Origin of the sequence: Streptomyces sp. NRRL WC-3618, from assembly GCF_001280005.1 — a bacterium.
GTDB lineage: Bacteria > Actinomycetota > Actinomycetes > Streptomycetales > Streptomycetaceae > Streptomyces.
This window is the reverse complement of the sequence record NZ_LGDW01000053.1, coordinates 1-19,437: the sequence shown is the minus strand read 5'-3', so window position 1 is coordinate 19,437 and position 19,437 is coordinate 1. Positions and strand designations below refer to the sequence as shown.

Here is a 19,437-nt window from a genome sequence, read left to right as displayed (position 1 = left end):
TGCCCCACCCCAAGATCCACAGACACGGCAGAACACAACCACAGCCACCGGCAGAACTCACAACTGCCCTACCAATAACTGTGATTGCAGTACTAGGACTGCGTCAGCTTGTCTGATCCTCAACTGGGCTCAGACAGCGGCTGCCCCCGGACCGGGCAGTCGCCGGTCAGCCCGCGATGGAGTCCAGTTGTTCCGCCGCCGGGCGCAGGGCCCACAGGTCACCGCCCGGCGGCTCCTCCAGCAGGGGAACCGCACGCCGCGCCCGTACATCACCGGCGTCGGCGGCCGCGTGGACGACGTCGTCCGCCGCGTACCGGAGGAATCCGAGCTCCTGATGCGGCCAGGCAGCGGATCCCGTCGCGGCGGGCAGCAGGTAGTCGACCGCCTTGAACAGGCTCTGTCCGTCCGGGCCCCGGTACGCCCAGAGGTTCACGCCGACGTGCCGGCCGATGGCCGCGAGCCGGGTGTGGGCGACCAGGGCGAAGGTCGAGTAGTGCCAGCTCCTGGTGCGCGCCAGCTCCTGCGGCTGGCTGCCGTCGGACGCGATCTGCGGCGCGATGCGTGTGCTCCGGACGTTCAGGACGGTTCGGCGGGCCAGGTTCCTGTCGCCGGTCGCGTGGGCGAGTGCGGCGAGCTGCATGTCGTAGAAGGTGCCGTGGTTGTTGGTCGCGGCGGCCTCCTCCTTGCCGAAGTCGCTGTTCCTGAGCCAGCCGAGGAAGTCGCTGTTCCACGTCGCCAGGCCGGCGCGGTCCTTCCCGGTCCAGCCAGGGGCGCCGGTGTCCAGGAGGGCAAGCGCGTCGAGGACGCTGGTGAAGGACTGCGAGAAGTCGATGATGCCGATGGCGCGACCGTCGTACTTGCAGGGGATGAACTGCGCGTGGTTCAGATTCGGGTTCATCCTCGTTGCGGGGTCGAGGAACCAGGTGCGCAGCACCTGTCCGGCCTTCTCGGCGTACCGTTTCCTGCCCGTGAAGTACCAGGCGAGGGAGAGGTCGTACGCGGCGTCGAAGGTCTTCTCGACGTCCTGGCGGTCGGTGCCGGTGTCGACCTCGGGGTTGCGCTCGCCGTCGCGTTGCACGTAGGGGCAGCCCCAGGTGTTGTCGGCGGTGGGGGGCTTTGAGGGCCACCAGTAGGGCGCCTGGCTGAGGTAGTCGTGGACGTCGCCGCCGGGCGCGGGCCGTGGTTTGTCGACGACCGTCCAGGGTCCCTGGTTCAGCCAACTGTCGGCTCGGGCCGTCAACGCCTTGACGGCCAGGCGCAGTTGAGGGTCGCCGCGGTCCACGCGGAGCTTGGTCCGGTGGAGTCGGGCGCCGTCCAGTACGGTCGTGTGCGGGATCTCGGGTGTGACCTCCGCCGTCACCCGCGCCGAGGCGGTGGGGACGGCGGCGCCGGCGGCGAACGCGGCGAAGGCCACCAGGAGGACGCCCAGCCGTGACACTGCCGGGGGTGCGCTCATCGATCCACTCCGTTCATGTCCGTTCATGCGGGCGAACGTGCGGTGGTGACGCGCGTTAACAACGCTCGTGATCAATACAGCTGGAGCATGCGCTGTGCCGCGTGCAGATTCCGCGGCCGTACGGCGTGAGGGGTGCCGTAGAGCTCCAGGCGGCTGTGGAGGTCGCCGGTGAAGTCGGGGACGTCGATCTGGTCGAACTCCCTGACCTCGTCGATGCCGACGGTGGCGGAGTACGGTGCCAGGCCGTCGATCCTGACGAGGCCCGCGCGGGCGTTGGTGACGCGGATGTTCCAGTGGGCGAAGCGGGCCCCGAACAGGGGGCCGGCGTTCGCGTCACCGCCGTGGCGGCCGTTGTTGTTCAGGGTGATGTCGGTGCGGACGTTGGCGAAGGGCAGTCCGCGGTGGCTGTCGAACGTACCCATGCGCATGTCGCCGCGCGACCAGACGTTGTACGAGGACAGCCCCTCGACGTTGATGCCGTGCAGTTGCGTGTTCGAGGGGGCGGGGCCGGTGCGTTCCTCGATGGTGAAGTCCTCGACGAGGTTGTCGTGCGAGCCCTCGCGGCAGAAGTAGGGGTGGTGGGAGCCACGGCCGGTGACACGTGTCCGTCGCAGGGTGCACGCGGAGGCGGACACGAGGCCGAAGCCGTTGTCGACGTGGCGGACCGTCACGTCGTCCACCCAGCAGTCGTACGCGCACTGCAGGACGACCCCGTTGTACCCCTTGTCCAGCAGATGCGGCTGCTGCGGGGTCTCCATCGCCTCCAGGGTCAGCCCCTCGACCCCCGAGCCCGTCAACTCCGTTACGTGCGTGGTCAGTTGAGGGCGCCATTCCGGGCGTACGTCGAGTGGGAGCGGGCGTTCGAGGGTGACCTCGCGGCCCCGGATCCGGGCGATGCGGACGGGCCACTCGTAGGGGACGTACGACGTCAGCTTCGTCTTGTCGTCCCAGAAATAGGCCTCCGGCCCGGGGCCGCCGCCGCACATGTGCTCGAGGAGTGTGTGGTCCGCGTCGTCGGCCAGCCGGAGGAGGACCAGGGCACCGGGGTGCAGTGACGACGGGTCCGTCACCGTGATCGTCCATGAGCCCTGCCGGGCCGGGGCGATCGCCGTGAGCGGGCGCCACTCGTCGCGCCGGTTACCCGTCCATCCCTCGAAGGGCCACGCCTTCGCCCTGATCGCGGCGACGAGCGAGGACCAGCGGGCCTTGGGGGCCAGCCAGATCAGTCCGCCGGCCCATGACCAGCCCGACTTGTCGCCGCCGTAGCGGGAGCCGTACGCGCCGATGAGCTCGGTGAGGTTCTTCGTCGCGTACAGGGTCGTGCGGCCGCTGCCGGCGCCCCTGAGGATCACGTTCGACCGGTCCAGGCGGATCACGTCGTCGATCCGGAACGTGCCGGGCGGGATGGTGACCGTGCCACCGCCGGCCCTGCCGGCGGCGGCGATGGCACGGTTGATCGCCGGGGCGGAATCGGTCGAACCGTCGGCCACGGCGCCGAAATCGCGCACGTCGGCGACAACGGCGCGGCAGGGACGGCGGATCGCTCCACCGTGGCAACCCGCGCGGCCGATGTAGGGGATCTGCGGGTGCGTGAAGGGTGTGCGCATGAACTCCCGCCAGAGGAGCGGGGTGTTGGCCGGCCGTGTTCCTGATTCGGCCGCCGCCGCGGTTCCGGCGCCGACCGCTACGGCGATGGCGCTGCCCAGAGCGGCGCGCCTGGTCATACCCACGGTCATGCCCATGACATTCGAATAGCCGGTATCGGCTGCCTGTACGTCTCTCATGTACGTTCGCCCTTCCCATGTTTTTCATGGATGTGAACGACGTTCAGATGTGCGCTGAGCGGTGAGCATGCCATGACGGGCTTGAGGACGAAAGAGCTTGTGCAGCCCTTTGTTGATTTGGACCTTCAAGGGGAGGGGTCCTCATCCGGTCAGATGAGTGAACCAGCCGGAGGTACCGGAGGGGGGCCGCTGCTCTCCCGGACCACCAGTCACGTCGCCACCTCCACCCGCGTCGTTTCCGGCGCGGGTTCGTCGATCGGCATCACCAGCGCGTAGGGAATGCCGAGCCGGCTCAGCTCCTCGTGCTGCTCGGGGGTCAGTTCGGGCACCACGAGAATCGCTCCGCGTGTGGAGCGGGTGGCCAGTGAGTCCAGCCACTGACGGGCGCGCCTGGTCCGGCCCTGCGTGGAGGAGGCCACCAGTCCCATGCCCGCGTCGTGCAGCACGTCCTCCGCGCCGCGGATCGGCTCGACCGCCCAGGGACTGTCCAGTTCGTTGATGACGAGGTCGATCAGCCGAGCCGGTCGGCGCCGTGGTGGCCGCCGGGTGGTGTTTCGCCAGATAGCCGTGCTGTTCCTGCAGTCGCTGTACCCTGGCCCGCGTTTCCGCTGGTGCACCGGATTTGTTGGGCAGCACCTTGGAGACCGTGGACACCGAAACGCCTGCCTGTTCGGCTATACGGGCAAGAGTGCGCTGCCTTTCCCGGTCGGATCCTGCTCGAACCGTTGACGTCATCGGATCAATCGGCACTGTCACGTTGGCTGACCGGTGAGATGATCTTCTGGTTGATCGCACTGGAGGGGGTTGTCCGTGGGGTCCGTGTCGCTTGAAGTGGAACTCCCTGCCCGTCAGTGCTCTCGCGGAAGCCGATGTGCTGCGACGGGCGCTGGACGCCCTGTGTCTCAAACTGGACGGCAAGGAGGCTGCGGCAAAGACGGCTCAGCGTAAGCGGGCTGCCAGCGAGGCCTCAATGTCGCTGTGGCGAGAGGTTGCTTCACGGAGAACCCCCTCAGCGGGCTCAGGTGGAACGCTCCTGCGGTCAGCGAGGAGGTGGACCCGGCTGCCGTTCCCAATCCAGCCCAGGTCGCCCGGCTGCTCGCGGCGGTTGCCCAGCAGCGCGGGCGTGGCCCTCACCTGGAGGCGTTCTTCGGCTGCATGTACTACGCGGCGATGCGGCCTGCGGAGGTCATTCATCTCCGGTTCGAACAGTGTCATCTGCCCGACTTCGGACGGGGGATGCTCAACCTTTCGGGTGGCGTCGTCACCTCAGGCAAGGAGTGGACGGACAGTGGCTCGGTGCACGAGGTGCACTACCTCAAGCGCCGCGCGGCTACCGCGACGCGGCCTGTTCCCATTCCGCCGCAGTTCGTACGCATGCTCCGTGGGCGCACATCGAACGCTTCGGCGTGGCGCCGGACGGCCGACTGTTCCGGAATCAGGCCGGCAACGACGTGGACGCAGCTGCATATGGCACAACGTGGGCGCGGGGACGGAGGTACGTCCTGACCCGTACAGCACTCGCCTCCAAGCTGGCCGAGCGGCCCTACGATCTTCGGCATGCCGGGATCTCGTTCTGGCTCTACTCCGGTGTGGACCCCGTGGAGTGCGCTCGCCGCGCGGGCCAGAGCATTGAGGTCCTCTTCCGCCATTACGCCAAGTTCCTGGACGGTGTCCGAGAGCAGGCCAACCGCCTCATCGAGCAGTCCATGCAGGAGTGGGACCGCGTCAGCCAGGGCGCGGAGCCTGAAGTGAGTCGGGGTTTGGTCCGTGACTGGTCCGGACGTACTGGTCAAGAGCGGGACGGTGGTAGGAGGAAATGGGAGCTATGGCGTAAGTCGGTCCTTGCTCTGGGTCGACCGGGAGGAAGGCGCCTGGCGCCGTCCGGGGCGTCTACACCAGTCAATCGCGGGCATGAAATTGCAGGTCAGGGCCTACTGGCACGAGAGGGGCCGCCCAGTTCGTGATAGCTGGGTGATACAGCGAGGCCCGCCAGAAACCGTTCCGACGGGGACCTCCGCGCGGAGCCGTGAGACGCCGAAGCCGCACCGGAGCGCACCGGCGCGGCTTCGGCGTGAGATCCGTTGCGCTCGCACGAGTGGTTCCCGGAGCGGTGCAGGAACGCCTGCCCGAGCAGTCGACCCGCCGTATGAAGGCACTCCCCGGTGCGAAATACTCTCCCGATGAGTTCACGCACTTCCCCGATCAGCCAGCCGATCACGATACGGAGGGCCGTCGCGCGGGATGCCAAACGGCTCACGCGGCTCGTGCGTGGCTCAGGCGCATACGAGGGCAAGTACGAAGCCGCAGTGGTGGGCTACCGGGTCGGTCCTGATTACATCGAAGCTCACCGCGCCTTCGTAGCCGTCGCCGCCGACGAGCATGGAGGCCGGGTCCTCGGGTTCTACTCGCTCGTCCTCGCTCCACCGGAGCTCGACCTGCTGTTCGTTGCCGACGAAGCGCAAGGACGTGGTATTGGACGGCTGCTCGTGGCGCACATGCAGGCCGAGGCCCGTGCCGCTGGGATCGACCGTGTCAAGGTCGTGTCGCATGTTCCCGCCGAGGACTTCTACCACCGCGTCGGCGCGGTGCGGACCGGGACCGCGCTCGCGAACCCGCCCGCCGTGCCGTGGGACCGTCCCACATTCGAGTTTCGCATTCCTTCGGAATGACGCGGTGTGCCGGTTCGCGGGCACCGGCTTCGCCTGCAAGGGGCAGCGGGTGATCGTGCCAGTCACCAACTGCGGAGACGCCATCGGGCTGCTGGAATTCTTCCACCGATCTGTACACCTGGGGCTAACGCCCCCGACCGCCCACCCTGGCAGCGGAGATCCAGTACCAGCTGCTGCCCGCGTCACTGTCGTGTGAGGCCGCACAGTTCACTCTGTGCGGGAGCCTGGAGCCCTCCGCAGCCCTCAGTGGCGACACTTTTGACTACGCCTTGGACCGCGGCACCCTGCACATATCAGTGACCGATCCCATGGGCCACGACATCGACGCCGCCCTGGCCGCCACCGTCCTGGTGGGCACCCTGCGCGGCGCTCGCCTCGCAGGGGCCGGCCTCGCCGAGCAGGCCCACCTGGCCGACCACAACCGTGGTCACGCCACCGGGCAACTGCTGCGCTTGAACCTCCACACCGGGCGGTCCCAGCTCGCCAACGCCGGTCACCCCCTAGCCACTGCGCATGTGCGAGGGAGTGGCGGAGACGGTCACCTGCGAGGTGGACCATCCCTTAGGGCTGTCCGTGCGCGTACCCCACCCCTACCGCGTCCAGGACCTCGATCCGGGGATCTCTGCTCATGCTGACCGACGTCATGCTCGAACATCACGGAGAGTAGGTCGACCTGCCTACCCCGCTGGAGAGGACCCGGGATCTCCATCCACGGGAGACCGCGCTGACCCTGACGTCCGCAGTCCCGGACGCGGCCGGCGGCCGGCTCGAAGACGATGCCACCGTGATGTGCCTGGACTGGCACGGACGTCAGGAGACCCAGCGACACGTCAGCTCGGGCGCGGACACGCGCCACCCTGCCGAGGAGGTCGTCGATGTGTTGGTAGGCGATGCCCGGGCGCTGGCCAAGCGCTGAAGGAGCTGGGCGCGTTCGGGGGTGGCGCGGTCGCGATCGCAGCGACAATCGCCGCGATCGAGGGGACGGGGACGCCCTTGTCCTTCAGTGCAATTGCGAAAGGTGGGGCAATAGTCTGATAAACCGATCCAAAGGCGATTGAATGTGTGTCTTTGAGACGAGTGGCATCGGGGCGGGGCTGATCAGCGTGAACCGTGTGAACTGCTGGTGGTGTGGTGTTCAGCCTCGAGTGGCGGGTTACGGCCAACCCACCGGGTTGTGCGCGCTTCCCGGGAGCAGCCGTTGGCGGAATCCGCGCACAGGAGGCCGCAGGGGGCCCGGCGTCATGCCGAGCTGCGGTGGCTGGAATGCGCTGTCTCGCCCGGCTGTGACCGGAAGGCTCCCGGCGCAGGGTGCCCTGTCCGGTGCGCCGGTGACAGGTGGCAAGGGGCGGTGTCAAGGTTTTCACGCGGAACCCAGCGGGACTCCGGCCGGACCCGTTCCCGTGTCCTGGCGCCTGCCTCTTGCGGCGCCCGATTCCCCGGAACACATCTCACCAGCATGCCCCTGCCCCGCGACGGGCTTGAGGGCTGGAGAGGCACACGATGGCTTCATGGCAGTGGAACGACCAGAACAAACCCACACCAACGATCGGCGTCCGGGCCACCGCCGGCGCGGTCAGCGTGAAGGACACCCCGCAGGCCGGCCAGCGGCCGTACGTCTTCGTACGCGGCTCCGACTCACGGTTGCACGCCAACTGGTGGGACGGCGGCAAGTGGCAATGGAGCGACCACGGCGTACCAGCGGGGCGCACCATCCTCGAAAAGGTCGGCTCCGTCACGGTCCGGGACACCCCGAGTGCTGCCCAGCGGCCGTACACCTTCGTCATCGGCGACGACTCGAAGCTGTACGCGAACTGGTGGGACGGCAGTCAGTGGCACTGGGCCGACCACGGCGCACCGAGCGGGCGGTGGGTGCGCGAAGGAGTCGGTGTCGTCGTCGTCCAGGACGGCCCGAACGCGCCCGAGCGTCCCTACGCCTTCGTCCTCACCGATGACTTCCGGCTGTGGTGCAGTTGGTGGGACGGCAGCACGTGGAAGTGGGCCGACCACGGCACCCCGCCCAGCCACACCATCTCCCGCCCCTTGGGTGTCACCACCGTCCGGGACACCCCGAGCTCCTTCGACCGCCCCTACGCCTACGTCATCACCGCCGACTCCCACCTCTGGTGCAATTGGTGGGACGGCAGTACCTGGCACTGGGCCGATCACGGCACCCCGGCAGGCCAGCCGGTCAAGAAGGGCGCGGGCGTCGTCACGGTCCAGGACACGCCGAACGCGGCCCAGCGGCCGTACGTCTTCGTCCAGGGCTACGACTCGAAGCTGTACCTGAACTGGTGGGACGGCGGCACCTGGCACTGGAGCGCCCAGGGGGTGCCAAGCGGGAGGCTCATCCTCGACTCCGTCGGCGCCATCACGGTCCGGGACGCACCGACCGCGGCCCAGCGCCCGTACGCCTTCGTCATCGGCGACGACTCCAGGATGTACGCGAACTGGTGGGACGGCAGCACGTGGAAGTGGGCCGACCACGGCACCGCGACCGGGCGCGTTCTCGAACGTCCCGGCGAGGTCCTCACCGTGCAGGACAACACCAACGCCGCGCAACGTCCCTACGCATTCCTCATCACCGATGACTCCGAACTGTGGGTCAACTGGTGGTCCCTGCCCTGAGCAAGGCGAGGAGGCGGGCCGGGGCAAGTCCCACGGCCCGCCACGTCCTCTCCTTCCGGAAGGGCGGGACGAGGCCGAAGCGCGGTGCGTGACATATCGCGGTGCCTGTCAGACAACGGGGTTGACAGCGAGCTTCTTCAGAGCGGCCGCCGATTGGGCGACGGTCGATGGCCGTAGTGAGGAGGCTGCCGGCTGCGGATGTGGCGGGCGCCGTGGACCGTCGGTCGGAGGTGCGGGGTGAGGACGGTACTCCTGGCACCGGCAGCTTGCCGCCGTCCGGCTCTTATACCCGGTTACGGTCCTGCCGACGGCTGCGTCGCGCGTGGCTGCAGGTTTGTGCGCCGAGGGCCGCGCCGTCCGTGCGGCTGGCTGCCGCAGTGTTGGCGGCCTGCCGCGTGGGGCGCCGGTCAGGGGTTGTAGGACCTGGTCATGGGGAACTTCAGGAGCTGGGCGACGACCTGGCCGGGGGCGCCGAGCGGGGCGAAGTCGACGGGCTGCTGGAGCTGGTAGACGTCGCCCTGCGGAGGGAAGGTGGTGAGCCTGTCGCACTGGGTGGTCATCGTCCCGTACGCCACCGAGGGTCGTCATGGGGAATGCCTCCGAAAATGGGCAGTCCGCGCCGGGCGGTGCGGACACGCTGTCCGAGCAGCGATGCGCCGCACGCTACCGATCGGAACTGCACGCACCGTTTTGCCGTGTCGGACGGCCACGTAAGGGTGAATCCGACGCGGCTCGCCGGGTTCTGCGCCGCATCCGGCGCCTGCCCCGGATCGATCAGCGGCGCCTCCCCAGTCGGGCGCGTGCAGAACGCCCTGGCTCCCCGGGCACCGACGGACACGCGAATCGTTCCTGCGGTGAATCTGTTCGTCCGGGCGGGTGACGGCAGGCCACGTCTCGCCCACGGGGCAGTTAGTCGGCCTGTAGTTCAGGTGTCCGAAGCGGTTCTCTGCTGTGTTCCACAGCTCTGGAAGGGGTTCGTGATGAGCCGAGGTCTGATCGTCGTGGATGTGCAGAACGACTTCTGCGAAGGAGGCAGCGTTCCCGTCGCTGGAGGTGCGCGGATCGCGTCGGCGATCGCGGAACTGGTTGAGCGGAGTGCGGGGCGTGACTACCAGTACGTGGTGGCCACCCGAGATCACCACATCGATCCGGGCAGCCACTTCTCCGAGAACCCGGACTTCCAGGACAGCTTCCCCGTCCACTGCGTGGCAGGAGGAGAAGGATCTGAATTCCATCCTCATTTCGCTCCTGTCGTCGCGGACGGCAAGGTGCACGCCGTTTTCTTGAAAGGCGCCCACAGCGCCTCCAAGAGCGGCTTCGAAGGCGCGGACGCGGAGGGAACCTCCCTGGCGGAGTGGCTGCGCGTCCGTGGAGTCAAGAAGGTCGATGTGGTGGGCATCGCGACGGATCACTGTGTGCGTGCGACCGCCCTGGACGCCGTCGCGGCGGGCTTTCGCGCACGCGTACGTCTGGACTACTCGGTCGGGGTCGCCCCGCACACAACCGCTGCCGCGCTGAACGACTTCCGCAAGGCTGGCGTCGCGGTATCCGGCTCGGCACCGGTACCGGAATAGTCCCGGCACCGGTCGGCCTCCGTCCAGGATCACCAGCCATCGGCAGGCCCGCTGCTCTGCCGTGGGCTGCGACCACGCGGGGAAGCCTGTCTTCGAGGAAAGGGGCCAACCCGGCGCGGCCACACGGCCGGTGGCCGCAGACGATCACGCCGCCCCTTGCCCTTGACACGGCCGTAGAACGCACCATGACGGAGATCGCTCACATCACGCCCGTCGAAGCCCGCCACTGCGGTGCGCCCCAGGCAGGCGCAGTGCTTGGGTGCTGCCCTTTCTGCTGCCGACTCCCGCTGTGAGGGACGGGGCAAAGGTGGTGATCACCTGTACGGGCTAATTCAGGTGTCTGGCCCTGCTGGCAGGGGGGCGGTTCGGTCACCGTGTGGGTATGGACGACCGGCTGTCAGTCTGGGTGGGCTCCGGGTCCGGGGCGGTGCTGCGGTGGGCTCGGACCGTGGGTCTGGTGGTGGATGAGGGGGAGGAGCGGCGGCTTGCCGCGATGAGGTTGGAGGTGCTCGCTGAAGGCGCCCTGCCGCAGGCCCGTGCGCAGGACGTGGCGCTGACCGCCCAGTGGGCGGTGTTCATCTGCCTTGTGGACGACCTGATCGACCGGCGCGGCCTGGGGCTGCTCCCCGGCGAGGTGGAGGAGTTCACAGCTCCGTTGCGCGCGGTCCTGGCCGCCGACGCTGGGCTACCGCCCACGGCGACCTCCACGCATGCCGTCGTACTGAGGGGGCTGTGGGAGCGCACGGCCGAGGGGATGTCCGCCCTGTGGAAGGAGCGTTTCACTGCGGATTACACCGACTTCCTGGATGCGACCGAGGAGGAGTCGGCCCTGCGCCGTCACGGTGTTCAGCTGTTGTTCGAGCCGTATGTGCGGTTGCGCCGCCGAACGATCACGCTGCTTCCCCTTCTCGACGTGCTGGAACGCACCGGCAACGCCCCGCTGGTGGAATGCTCGCAGGTCAGTGCCCGACTGGGCGAGCTGCGGCAGGCGTTGGCCGACGTCGCGGGATGGGCGAACGACCTGGCTTCGGCGGCCGACGACGCGGTCATCGGCCAGGACAACCTGGTGACCGTCCTCGCCCGGCAGGACGGCTGCTCTCTGATCGTGGCCCGTGCACGGGCGGCTGCCATGACCGCCGAGCGCCGCAGCGACTTCCGTGCCATCGCCACCGCTCTGCGCGCGGGCCGGGGTGTGCCCCCGGAGCGGCAGGGGGACGTGTGCCGCTACGTGGATCTGACGCAGACGTTCATGGCCGCCACGCTGCACTGGCTGGCCGGCACCGGGCGCTTCACCTCCGATGCCGGGACGCCCTCGCCGCCGGGGGTGTCAGAACCGCCGCCCTGACGCGCAAGAACCTCCCAGACCGGCGCACCAGCGATACGACGATGCAAGGGAACGGACCCCGATGAGAATCACTGCCCCGACCTCGGGCCTGCCCCGCTGGCCCCGATCCGCGCTGCCTGGCCGCCTGGCACCGGCCACCGCACGGTTGCGCTCCCATCTCATAGAACTGATCCGGCCGGACGGAACACTGCACAGTCAGTGCCACAGCCGCGTCCTGGAATCCGCACTCCTCCTGGCCCTGCTGGAGCGGACCCGCCTGGAGCCCGCCGCCCGCAGCCGCCTGGCCGCCTACCTGACCCCGCACTGCGACTCTCCAGAACCGCTGGACCGGCTCCTGGCCCGGGCCGCCCTGCACCACAGACCCGACCCGGCTGACCTGCTGGATGTGGATGGGTTCCTCGCCCGGGCCCCGGACTTCACCGGCACCCGTAAACGCGCCCTGTTGCACGCCGTCCTGACGCTCCTGGGCGTCGCCCCGGCCGACGAGACCCCCGCTCCGGAGGCGTTCAGTCAGCACGGTCTGCACACCTGGGCCCGCGTCCAGGTCACCGCCGTCAAAACGATCCTCGCCCACGCTCACGGACACGGAGACCGCATGGTCGACCCACGCGACCTGAAACTGATGTGCTCCACGCAGCGACCCGGGACCGTCTGGGAGGCCAACCTCCTCATCCACCTGTCGGTCCTGCACGCCCTGCTACCCGTCCCCGGCCAGTACCGGCTGGTCGTCGAGGGGGTACGGACCGTGCTGCAGCATCAGCGGCCCGACGGCGGGGTGCCGTTCATCTGTGACGAGGACACCTGGGTCACCGCCACCGCCGGGGTCGCCCTGCACGCAGCCAGAGCCGGCGTACCGGTCGTGGACCTCATCGCCCGGCGTCTGGTGGCCCTCCAGCATCCCGCGGGCGGCTGGTCCTACACCGAGGACGTCCAACTCCCGGACGTGGACTGCACCTCGGTGGCCGTCGAAGTCCTCCACCTCGCCGGCCCCGGTGCCTACCGCGTACCGCTGCGCCGCGCACTGGGCGCGCTGCACGCCCTGCGGGGCGAGGACGGCGGCTTCCCGACCTACCTGACCGGCGCGCCGTCGGAAGCCTGCATGACCGCCGCCGCGGCCAACGCCCTCAGCACCCAGGGCCCGGCATACCGCCATGAGTTCGAAACAGCCCTGGCTTACCTCGCCTCCCATCAGCGCCCCGACGGCTCCTATCCGCCGGACTGGAGCAGCAGCCGTCTGCACACCGTCTCCCGCGCCGTCCTCGCGGCCTCCCGCCACCCCCGCATCACCTCCTGCAGCCCCGCGCGGCGCATCATCGACAAGGCTGTGAATCTGATGGCAGATTCCCAGAACGCGGACGGCGGGTGGGGTCAGCAGGACGGCGACGCGAGCGACGCCCTGAGCACCGCCTACGCCCTGACGGCCCTCAGCACCCAGAACACCCCCGGCCACGCTGCCCGCGGCGCCGCCTACCTGCTCACCCAGCAACGCCCCGACGGATCGATCGCCAGCATTCCGGACTCGATCGGACCCCGCCCGTTCGGCTTCACCGTCCCCGCGCTGGCCGACGTCTTCGCCTTGCTCGCCCTTGGCCACCTCACCCGCCGCATTGCCCCCGCACCACGCCGAATACCCTCAGTGACCAGCGGCGACAGAGGCGAACGCGGCATCCGTGAATCTCCCGCCCGCCACCGCGCTCCCCGCAGCCGAGATTGGACAGCGCTGCCCCTTCAGGCGGTACTCACAGGGGGACGTGACGCGCCACAGCCGCCGGCAACCGGGGGAGGCCGCCTTCCTCGAACGCCGCGACCTCGTCCAGAGTCCAGCTCTTGGCGAGGTCGTCGACCAGGGCGCGAGGGAAGAAATGGACGGCGAAGCCGCCATGTTTCCAGATGCCGTCTCCGTCTCCGTGCCCGGTCCCGGCCTGGTAGTGGGCACCTCCGGTGTGGCGGACGGTGTAGACCAAGGAGCCGCCCGGCGGCAGTACCCGTCGCACTTCGGCGACCAGGGCGATCTCCTGGGTGGACAGCGCCATGCAGAGCAGCATGTGCGCGAACACGACGTCCACCGAGGCGTCCGCGAGCGGCAGAGGCTCGCTAACGCTGGGCGCTCATGGCCAGACTGCACCCGGGAGTGAGAGCTGCAGCGCTTCTTCTCTGCCGCGGAACCGTTCGCGATACTGTTCGTTGGCCCGGGGTGCCCATTGTTCCGTTCCGTCCCCTTGCAGGCCCGCGCGGACTGCCGCTGCTTGGCAACCTTCCTGCTTTCGGCAGCGACCCGTTGGTGTTCCTGGAGCGTCTGCGCGACGGCTTCGGGGACGTCGTGACCTGGTCGCTCGGCCGATGCGGATCTTGTCCCTCGCCCACCCCGAGCACATCGCGCAGCTGCTGGCAAGCGACGAAGGACGCTTCGAGATTTTCGAGGCCGGCTGGGCGTTCAAACGACTGGTCGGCAACGGCGTCATGCGCAGCAAGGGGGCAGGCCGCCACCCGGCGGGCGTTGGCCGCGCTCGACCCCGAGGAGTTCCCGGTGCTGACCGGCCACCTCGCCGCCATCCTGCCCGCCATGGTCGACCACGAGGTCTACTTCGGCGGGCTCCGCCAACTCATCCACGCCGCCGACCCCACCCGCACCGACAAAGACCACGACCACACGGGGCTCGAACCTACCCACGAAGCGGAGTAGCCGACGATGGGCAGCAGCCACAGTCCCACCAGCCGAAGAAGAGGCGCCCCCTCGCGTTCACACACCGACTCCACCGCCCCAGCCCCGGAGGGCCGCGGCCTCCAGTGGCACGCCTACGGCGTTCCCTCCCCGGGCCTGCTGGCCCGAGTGGACCGGGGCTTCGCCCGGTTCTGCGACGCCCGCCGCTGACACCCCACACCACACGGGCGGCTGACCATTCCACCCGCCCCGCATGTGAAACGACGGCGCGCCCGGCCCACAACGGCCCGGCACGCCGCCGACGTGAGGTGGGTCGCTCTACCGGGCAACCAGGCGGAGATCGGAGTCGTGCCGCAGCTTGACGCGTCGCCGCCAGGCACATCCCTGCGGACTGTGTTTTGCACGGTCGTGGTCGTGGGGCGAGGTCGGATCGGTATGTACCGACGACGAACTCGCGCGCCTGGTCCAGGATTCCAGCGTCGCCGGCCTGCCCGCTTTCGAGGACGGCGATACCTCCCGGATGCCCTCGAACCCGGCACGCGGCCCTTTCCCCGCAGGGCGCTGCACCCGATCACTGACGTCGGTCGATGCCCCGCCCGGTCTGGTTTCCATGGTGCGTTCATACCTCTGAGTGAGGTCGGTCGGGTTCAAGGTCGGCGGGAGTAGAGATCTGCCTAGGGTGATTTCTGGGGTGGCGGGCAGCCGCTCCGATCGGCGCGTCGACTCATGTACGGGAGTTTGTGTGGCGCAGCAGCACACGACGTCACTCCGGCTCCGTCTCCGGTACCGCTTCGACCATCTGGTCTCGGGGGGAACGACCGCGCTCATTGGCTGGCTGGCCCTGGCCTGCCTCGCCGTTGTCGTTCCGGCGAGCATGGTCCTTGTCTGGTCCGACCGGGCTGCTCCGGCAACGCTCTCCGGCCGGCTCGCCGCCGTGTGGGTCAGCGTCGGCCAGACGCTGAAGATCGGGGGTGCGGTCGGTTCCCCGCTCTACGTGCTGGCTTCCGTATCACTCGCGCTGGTGGCGCTGCTCTTCGTGTCGACCCTGGTCAGTCTGATCACCACGGGCATCAACCGGCGCATCATGTCGCTGCGCCTGGGCCACTCCACCGTGCTGGAGACGCGGCACACCGTCGTCCTGGGGTGGTCGGACCAGGTTTTTCCCGTGATCGGGGAGCTGATGGCCGCCAATGCGAACCAGCGCCGCTCCGCCGTCGCCGTGCTGGCCCCGCAGGACAAGGTGTGGATGGAGGACGAGATCTCCACCCGCGTCAGCGACAGTGGCAGGACGCGGATCATCTGCCGCAACGGGAGCACCACCGACCCCACCGAGCTGTGCCGGGTGAGTCCGCGCACCGCGAAGGCGGTGCTTGTGCTGCCTCCCACCGGGGACACCGGTGACGCCCATGTGGTGAAGACGCTGCTGGCCCTCGACGCGGCCGTCCCAGGGTTCGGTGACGGGGAAGCGGTGGTGGTCGCCGCCGTCCGTGACTCCCGCAACCACATGACCGCCAGGCTGGCCGCCGGGCCCACGGGACATGTCCTGTGCGTCGACGACATCGTCGCCCGGCTCCTCGTCTCGACGGCCCGGCAGCCCGGCCTCTCGCTCGTCTACTCGGAGTTGCTGGACTTCGAGGGCGACGAGCTCTATGCGGTCGCCGCCGGGGGCCTGGTGGGGCGTATGTTCGGCGAGGCGCTGATGTCGTTCGCCACGTCCTCTGCGGTCGGCCTGCTGCACACCGACGGGAGTGTCACCCTCAATCCGGATCCGGGGGCGGCGATCGGCCCGGCCGACCGGATCATCGTCATCTCCCAGGACGATGACACGGCCGTGCGGGCGGACGTGACCTCCCATGTCGAGGAGGACGCGATCGTGACGGCCGGGCCCAGGACCGCCCAGGCCGAACGCCTCCTCCTGCTCGGCTGGAACCGCCGCGCCCCGCTCGTCATCGAGCAGCTCGACCAGTACGTGAGCCCGGGAACCACCCTGGACGTCGTGGCGCTCGGCGAGTACGCGGCCACGCGCGGCGCCCGATCCGTCACGGCCGAGCGGTCCCACCTCGAAGTGTCATTCCACGACGGGGACATCACCGACCCGCGCACCCTGGCCAAGCTGGACGTGCCCTCGTACGACAGCGTGATCGTGATCGGTGAGACGGAACTCGCGGCCCCGGCCTGCGGCTCGGCCTCGGACACGCCCGTCGCCTCCCTCGCTCCGGTGCCGGATCCGGAGGCGCGGGCGGACGACAGGACCCTGGTCACCCTGCTGCATCTGCGGGCCGTCGCGGAGGCCGCGCAGCGGGAACTCGCGCTTACCACCGAGATGTCCGACGACGGCAACCGGCTCCTCGCGCCCGCCCGGGACGGCGCCGACTTCATCGTGAGCGGCAGGCTGATCAGCCTGCTGATGACCCAGATCTCACAGAGCCCGTATCTCGCCGCGGTCTTCGAGGAGTTGTTCACGGCGGAGGGCCACGAGTTCCACCTCAAGCCGGCCGCGGACTACGTCCGGGCCGGCTCCGAGGTCTCGTTCGCCACCGCCGTCGAGTCGGCACGCCGTCGCAGGGAATGCGCGGTCGGCTACCGGCTGCGCGCGCGGAGAGCCACGGGCCCCGACTTCGGGGTGCGGATCAACCCCGACAAACGGCAGCGGGTCCGGTTCTTGGAGGGGGACTGGCTGATCGTGCTCGCCGAGAGCTGACGGCGCCGCTGGGGCGGCCGCTACGCCATGTGCACTTCCAGGGCGGTCCGCACTGCGGATTCCAGGGCTCCCTCGATCCAGGCGGGCTTGATGGAGGTGTGGCATCCGGCGAAGTGCAGGTTGCCCTCGGCCTTGCGGACGTGGGCGAAGAGCTCGGTGTGCTGGCCGGGCAGCAGCACGGACGCCTCACCGTAGGCGTAGGGGTCGCGCATCCAGGACTGGGTGCGGCCGACGCCGGTGTAGAACACCTCGATGCGCTGCCCGAACACCTCCTGCACCCCGGCGAGGGCACGCGGGTAGCGCTCCTCGTCGTCCAGGGAGTCCCACTTCAGGGCGTCGTCCGACCAACTGTAGGAGGCGAGGATGACGCCGCCCGGGCTGCCTGCAACGGGGTAGGAGGGCTGGAACATGAAGCGGTTGGGGTTGTCGGTGGCCGAGCCGCCGCCGATGACGCTGGCCGCCTCGGGCTGGTCTCGGGTGACCACGCGGCAGGCCGCGTAGTGGGAGCGCTGGCTTGCGGAGATGTGGCCCTCGGGGACGGAGGGGTGGGCGCCCAGCAGCATTCCGTTTGTCGGCGTCTGTCCGGTCTGGTACTTCCGGTACAGGCCGGGCTGTACGGTCTCCAGCTCGCGCTTCCAGTCGGCCTCGTCGAACTCCCACCAGCGGCGGCTGAATTCGAGCAGCACCTTGGTGGCGGCGTCGTAGTGCAGCTCGGTGACCGCGCGCCGCTTGCCGTAGGAGAGCGCCGGGGCGACGGGGATGTGGCGCAGCCCGGAGAAGGGGACGGTGATGATGGCGGTGTCGGCGGTGAAGGTCTCGCGCCGCACGGGGTGGCCGCCGCGGCCCTCGGAGACGGTCTCGACGCTGACCTTGCCCTCGCCGTGGGTGATGCGGGTGACACGGCGGTCGAGCCGTACCAGGTCCTTCACACGGGCGTACATGGCGTCGGCCAGGGTGGCGGTGCCGTCGGGCAGCTCGTAGAAGGCGGTGTCGGGGCTGATCAGGGAGGCGCCGATGAAGCTGTGTACGAAGGCGAGGTGCAGGCGGGAGGTGAGGTTCTCGACGGTTCCGATCAGGTCGATGGTCCGCTCGTCGAGCCTGGCCTCCTCCGTCAGGAAGCGGTACATCGACATGTGGCCGTAGCGCTGGATGACGCGTGCCCAGCCCTCGACGAGTTCCTTGTCCTTCTTGCCCTCGATCTCCTTGCGTACAGGGGCGAAGGCGTCACGGACGATCTGCGAGGCGGTGACGGACTCGTACGCCTGCGGCACTCCGAAGGAACGATTGAGCGTCTGCGGGGCGCGCGCGTAGTCGGCGCGGCGGACACGGATGCCGTTGACGTAGATCCACGTCCGGTAGGCGGGGCGGCCGGCCCCGTCCACGTCGACCAGGTGGAAGCGCCGGCGCTTGAGGCCGAGGCTGTCCATCAGTCCGGTGACCAGGGGGTGGCTGTCGGGGATGCGCATCGCACCGGCCTCGGCGTACTGCTTCGGGTCGGCGAAGGGCTGTGCGGCGTTCTCGTGGCCGCCGGTGCGGAAGGTCTTGATCCGGCCGCCCACCCGGTTGGCGTTGGCCTCGATGACGGTGACCTGGTGACCGGCCTCGCGCAGGAGGTGTGCGGCGGTGAGACCGGCCGGCCCGGCGCCGACGATCAGTACCTTCTTGCCGCGGCGGCGCGAGCGGGGCAAACCGTTGTTCAGGAGGATGTCGGCGTAGCGCGGGACGAGCGGCTGGTCCTCGTCGTCCCGTACGAGGATGGCCCGGGCGATCGTCAGGCAGGCGCCCCAGTCGGCGACAGCGGTGGCGGGGGCGGCCTGCGCGGTCCCGGCGGAGGTGGCGGCGACCGTCAGCCCGCCGGCTCCGGCGACGGCGGCCGCGCCGGCGATGACGTTACGACGGGAGGGCTGGCGGGAGGGCGCCGGTGCGGGCCCGCCGGGGGTACCGGGAGCTTCAGGGGTTTCGGAGTTGGCATCGGGATCCATGATCATGGCCCAACTCTTGCCGCCCGCCCGGACCCGAACGGCCAGAATGCACCCGCGCGGGAAAATACCACCCGGACGTGTGTCGCGCGCCGTCCCGTGCTGACGAACTGAGTTTCGTACGGGCGGTCTGTTCCGAGCAGTCGAGCGCCGCACTGGCTGCACCGCCGGTGTTCCCCCCTGGTCATGTGCCCCAGGCTTCTCCCGTCCGGCGGGGCCCAGGGACCTCCCCCAGCCGGTGGTCAGCGAGCTGGTCACCAACGCCCTCAAGTACGCACCTGGCCCTGTCCTGATGGAACTGCGCATCAACACCCACGCCGTGGACGTCGTCGTGTGGGACAACGACCCCGCCGTGCCCGCTACTCGGGGTGCCGGTCCCGGCAGGGTCGGCCAGCACGGCCTGGAGATCGTCAAGGCCGTCACCGAGGGGCTGCTTTTGCGAAGGGTGTTGAATTTGCCGGCGCGGGTAGGGTGACCCCGCAGAGTCGTGGTCGTTGGCCGTATGTGATCACACCACTCGAGCGGGGTCTGGCTCAGATTGTTTGGGCTTGATCCGCTTTGACGGACATCCGAGATCAGGGGTTCAGCCCCGGGAGGATGTCCATCATGGAGAGCATGGGGAAGAAGAAGCCTCGCCCTCGT

The 19,437-nt window shown here is 69.2% G+C and carries 13 protein-coding genes and 3 pseudogenes; 9 read left to right on the top strand and 7 right to left on the bottom strand.

Translation table 11 applies throughout. The annotated features are described in order from the left end of the window. Window positions 1-166 precede the first annotated feature (166 nt). From ADL01_RS07880 to ADL01_RS45855, 4 genes and pseudogenes are all read right to left on the bottom strand, one after another. On the bottom strand, window positions 167-1,456 hold the full coding sequence (locus tag ADL01_RS07880) for an alginate lyase family protein (protein WP_053741181.1): 1,290 nt from the start codon (window positions 1,454-1,456) through the stop codon (window positions 167-169). 71 nt (window positions 1,457-1,527) lie between these two features. Continuing rightward, window positions 1,528-3,240: a glycosyl hydrolase family 28-related protein gene (locus ADL01_RS07875; protein ID WP_420719693.1), complete on the bottom strand. Its 1,713-nt coding sequence runs from the start codon at window positions 3,238-3,240 to the stop codon at window positions 1,528-1,530. A gap of 209 nt (window positions 3,241-3,449) precedes the next feature. Further along, complete coding sequence (locus ADL01_RS45860; RefSeq protein WP_234354540.1) at window positions 3,450-3,686, bottom strand: hypothetical protein; 237 nt, start codon at window positions 3,684-3,686, stop codon at window positions 3,450-3,452. Between the two features lie 172 nt (window positions 3,687-3,858). Next, window positions 3,859-3,975 (bottom strand): annotated as a pseudogene (locus tag ADL01_RS45855) (LacI family DNA-binding transcriptional regulator); the annotation flags it as partial. 1,445 nt (window positions 3,976-5,420) lie between these two features. Here ADL01_RS45855 and ADL01_RS07860 point away from each other — a divergent pair. The 3 genes from ADL01_RS07860 (at window position 5,421) to ADL01_RS07850 (ending at window position 8,534) form a co-directional block, all read left to right on the top strand. After that, window positions 5,421-5,909 (top strand): GNAT family N-acetyltransferase, encoded by a 489-nt coding sequence (locus tag ADL01_RS07860; protein ID WP_053741178.1) that lies wholly within the window; start codon window positions 5,421-5,423, stop codon window positions 5,907-5,909. A gap of 308 nt (window positions 5,910-6,217) precedes the next feature. Next, window positions 6,218-6,544 (top strand): SpoIIE family protein phosphatase, encoded by a 327-nt coding sequence (locus tag ADL01_RS47460; RefSeq protein ID WP_324614584.1) that lies wholly within the window; start codon window positions 6,218-6,220, stop codon window positions 6,542-6,544. An 865-nt stretch (window positions 6,545-7,409) separates the two neighbouring features. Further along, window positions 7,410-8,534, top strand: a complete 1,125-nt coding sequence (locus ADL01_RS07850) for a hypothetical protein (protein ID WP_053741177.1) — start codon at window positions 7,410-7,412, stop codon at window positions 8,532-8,534. 407 nt (window positions 8,535-8,941) lie between these two features. Here ADL01_RS07850 and ADL01_RS44560 read toward each other — a convergent pair whose 3' ends face one another. Continuing rightward, the gene (locus ADL01_RS44560) at window positions 8,942-9,094 is read right to left on the bottom strand and encodes a hypothetical protein (RefSeq protein ID WP_159049476.1); all 153 of its coding nucleotides are present in this window, start codon (window positions 9,092-9,094) and stop codon (window positions 8,942-8,944) included. 420 nt (window positions 9,095-9,514) lie between these two features. Here ADL01_RS44560 and ADL01_RS07845 point away from each other — a divergent pair, with 420 nt between their 5' ends. The 3 genes and pseudogenes from ADL01_RS07845 to ADL01_RS47455 all read left to right on the top strand — a co-directional run. Continuing rightward, window positions 9,515-10,108 carry an isochorismatase family protein gene (locus tag ADL01_RS07845; RefSeq protein ID WP_053741176.1) on the top strand — a complete coding sequence of 198 codons (594 nt, stop codon included), beginning with the start codon at window positions 9,515-9,517 and terminating at the stop codon, window positions 10,106-10,108. Between the two features lie 382 nt (window positions 10,109-10,490). Further along, entirely contained in the window at window positions 10,491-11,453 is a 963-nt protein-coding gene (locus ADL01_RS07840; RefSeq protein ID WP_053741175.1) for a terpene synthase family protein, read from the top strand. Continuing rightward, window positions 11,407-13,035 (top strand): annotated as a pseudogene (locus tag ADL01_RS47455) (prenyltransferase/squalene oxidase repeat-containing protein); the annotation flags it as partial. The gene ADL01_RS07840 and the pseudogene ADL01_RS47455, both read left to right, overlap by 47 nt. 157 nt (window positions 13,036-13,192) lie before the next feature. Here the strand turns inward: ADL01_RS47455 and ADL01_RS07830 are convergent. Continuing rightward, window positions 13,193-13,486 carry a hypothetical protein gene (locus tag ADL01_RS07830; RefSeq protein WP_234354539.1) on the bottom strand — a complete coding sequence of 98 codons (294 nt, stop codon included), beginning with the start codon at window positions 13,484-13,486 and terminating at the stop codon, window positions 13,193-13,195. Window positions 13,487-13,950: 464 nt separating this feature from the next. Here ADL01_RS07830 and ADL01_RS07825 point away from each other — a divergent pair, with 464 nt between their 5' ends. Both ADL01_RS07825 and ADL01_RS07820 read left to right on the top strand, forming a co-directional pair. Next, window positions 13,951-14,136, top strand: coding sequence for a hypothetical protein (locus ADL01_RS07825; RefSeq protein WP_053741173.1), 186 nt, complete (start codon window positions 13,951-13,953; stop codon window positions 14,134-14,136). Window positions 14,137-14,857: 721 nt separating this feature from the next. Continuing rightward, window positions 14,858-16,816: a CASTOR/POLLUX-related putative ion channel gene (locus ADL01_RS07820; RefSeq protein WP_053741172.1), complete on the top strand. Its 1,959-nt coding sequence runs from the start codon at window positions 14,858-14,860 to the stop codon at window positions 16,814-16,816. Between the two features lie 20 nt (window positions 16,817-16,836). Here ADL01_RS07820 and ADL01_RS07815 read toward each other — a convergent pair whose 3' ends face one another. Continuing rightward, window positions 16,837-18,798, bottom strand: coding sequence for a flavin monoamine oxidase family protein (locus ADL01_RS07815; protein WP_078960379.1), 1,962 nt, complete (start codon window positions 18,796-18,798; stop codon window positions 16,837-16,839). Window positions 18,799-19,006: 208 nt separating this feature from the next. Between ADL01_RS07815 and ADL01_RS07810 the strand changes: the two are divergent. After that, a pseudogene (locus ADL01_RS07810) lies at window positions 19,007-19,270 on the top strand (ATP-binding protein); the annotation flags it as partial. Window positions 19,271-19,437 lie beyond the last annotated feature (167 nt).

Coding starts and splice junctions, on each gene's coding strand:
- ADL01_RS07880 (WP_053741181.1), bottom strand. CDS start 1,456: ATGAGCGCACCCCCGGCAGTGTCACGGCTGGGCGTCCTCCTGGTGGCC.
- ADL01_RS07875 (WP_420719693.1), bottom strand. CDS start 3,240: ATGAGAGACGTACAGGCAGCCGATACCGGCTATTCGAATGTCATGGGC.
- ADL01_RS07860 (WP_053741178.1), top strand. CDS start 5,421: ATGAGTTCACGCACTTCCCCGATCAGCCAGCCGATCACGATACGGAGG.
- ADL01_RS47460 (WP_324614584.1), top strand. CDS start 6,218: ATGGGCCACGACATCGACGCCGCCCTGGCCGCCACCGTCCTGGTGGGC.
- ADL01_RS07850 (WP_053741177.1), top strand. CDS start 7,410: ATGGCTTCATGGCAGTGGAACGACCAGAACAAACCCACACCAACGATC.
- ADL01_RS44560 (WP_159049476.1), bottom strand. CDS start 9,094: ATGACCACCCAGTGCGACAGGCTCACCACCTTCCCTCCGCAGGGCGAC.
- ADL01_RS07845 (WP_053741176.1), top strand. CDS start 9,515: ATGAGCCGAGGTCTGATCGTCGTGGATGTGCAGAACGACTTCTGCGAA.
- ADL01_RS07840 (WP_053741175.1), top strand. CDS start 10,491: ATGGACGACCGGCTGTCAGTCTGGGTGGGCTCCGGGTCCGGGGCGGTG.
- ADL01_RS07830 (WP_234354539.1), bottom strand. CDS start 13,486: ATGGCGCTGTCCACCCAGGAGATCGCCCTGGTCGCCGAAGTGCGACGG.
- ADL01_RS07815 (WP_078960379.1), bottom strand. CDS start 18,798: ATGGATCCCGATGCCAACTCCGAAACCCCTGAAGCTCCCGGTACCCCC.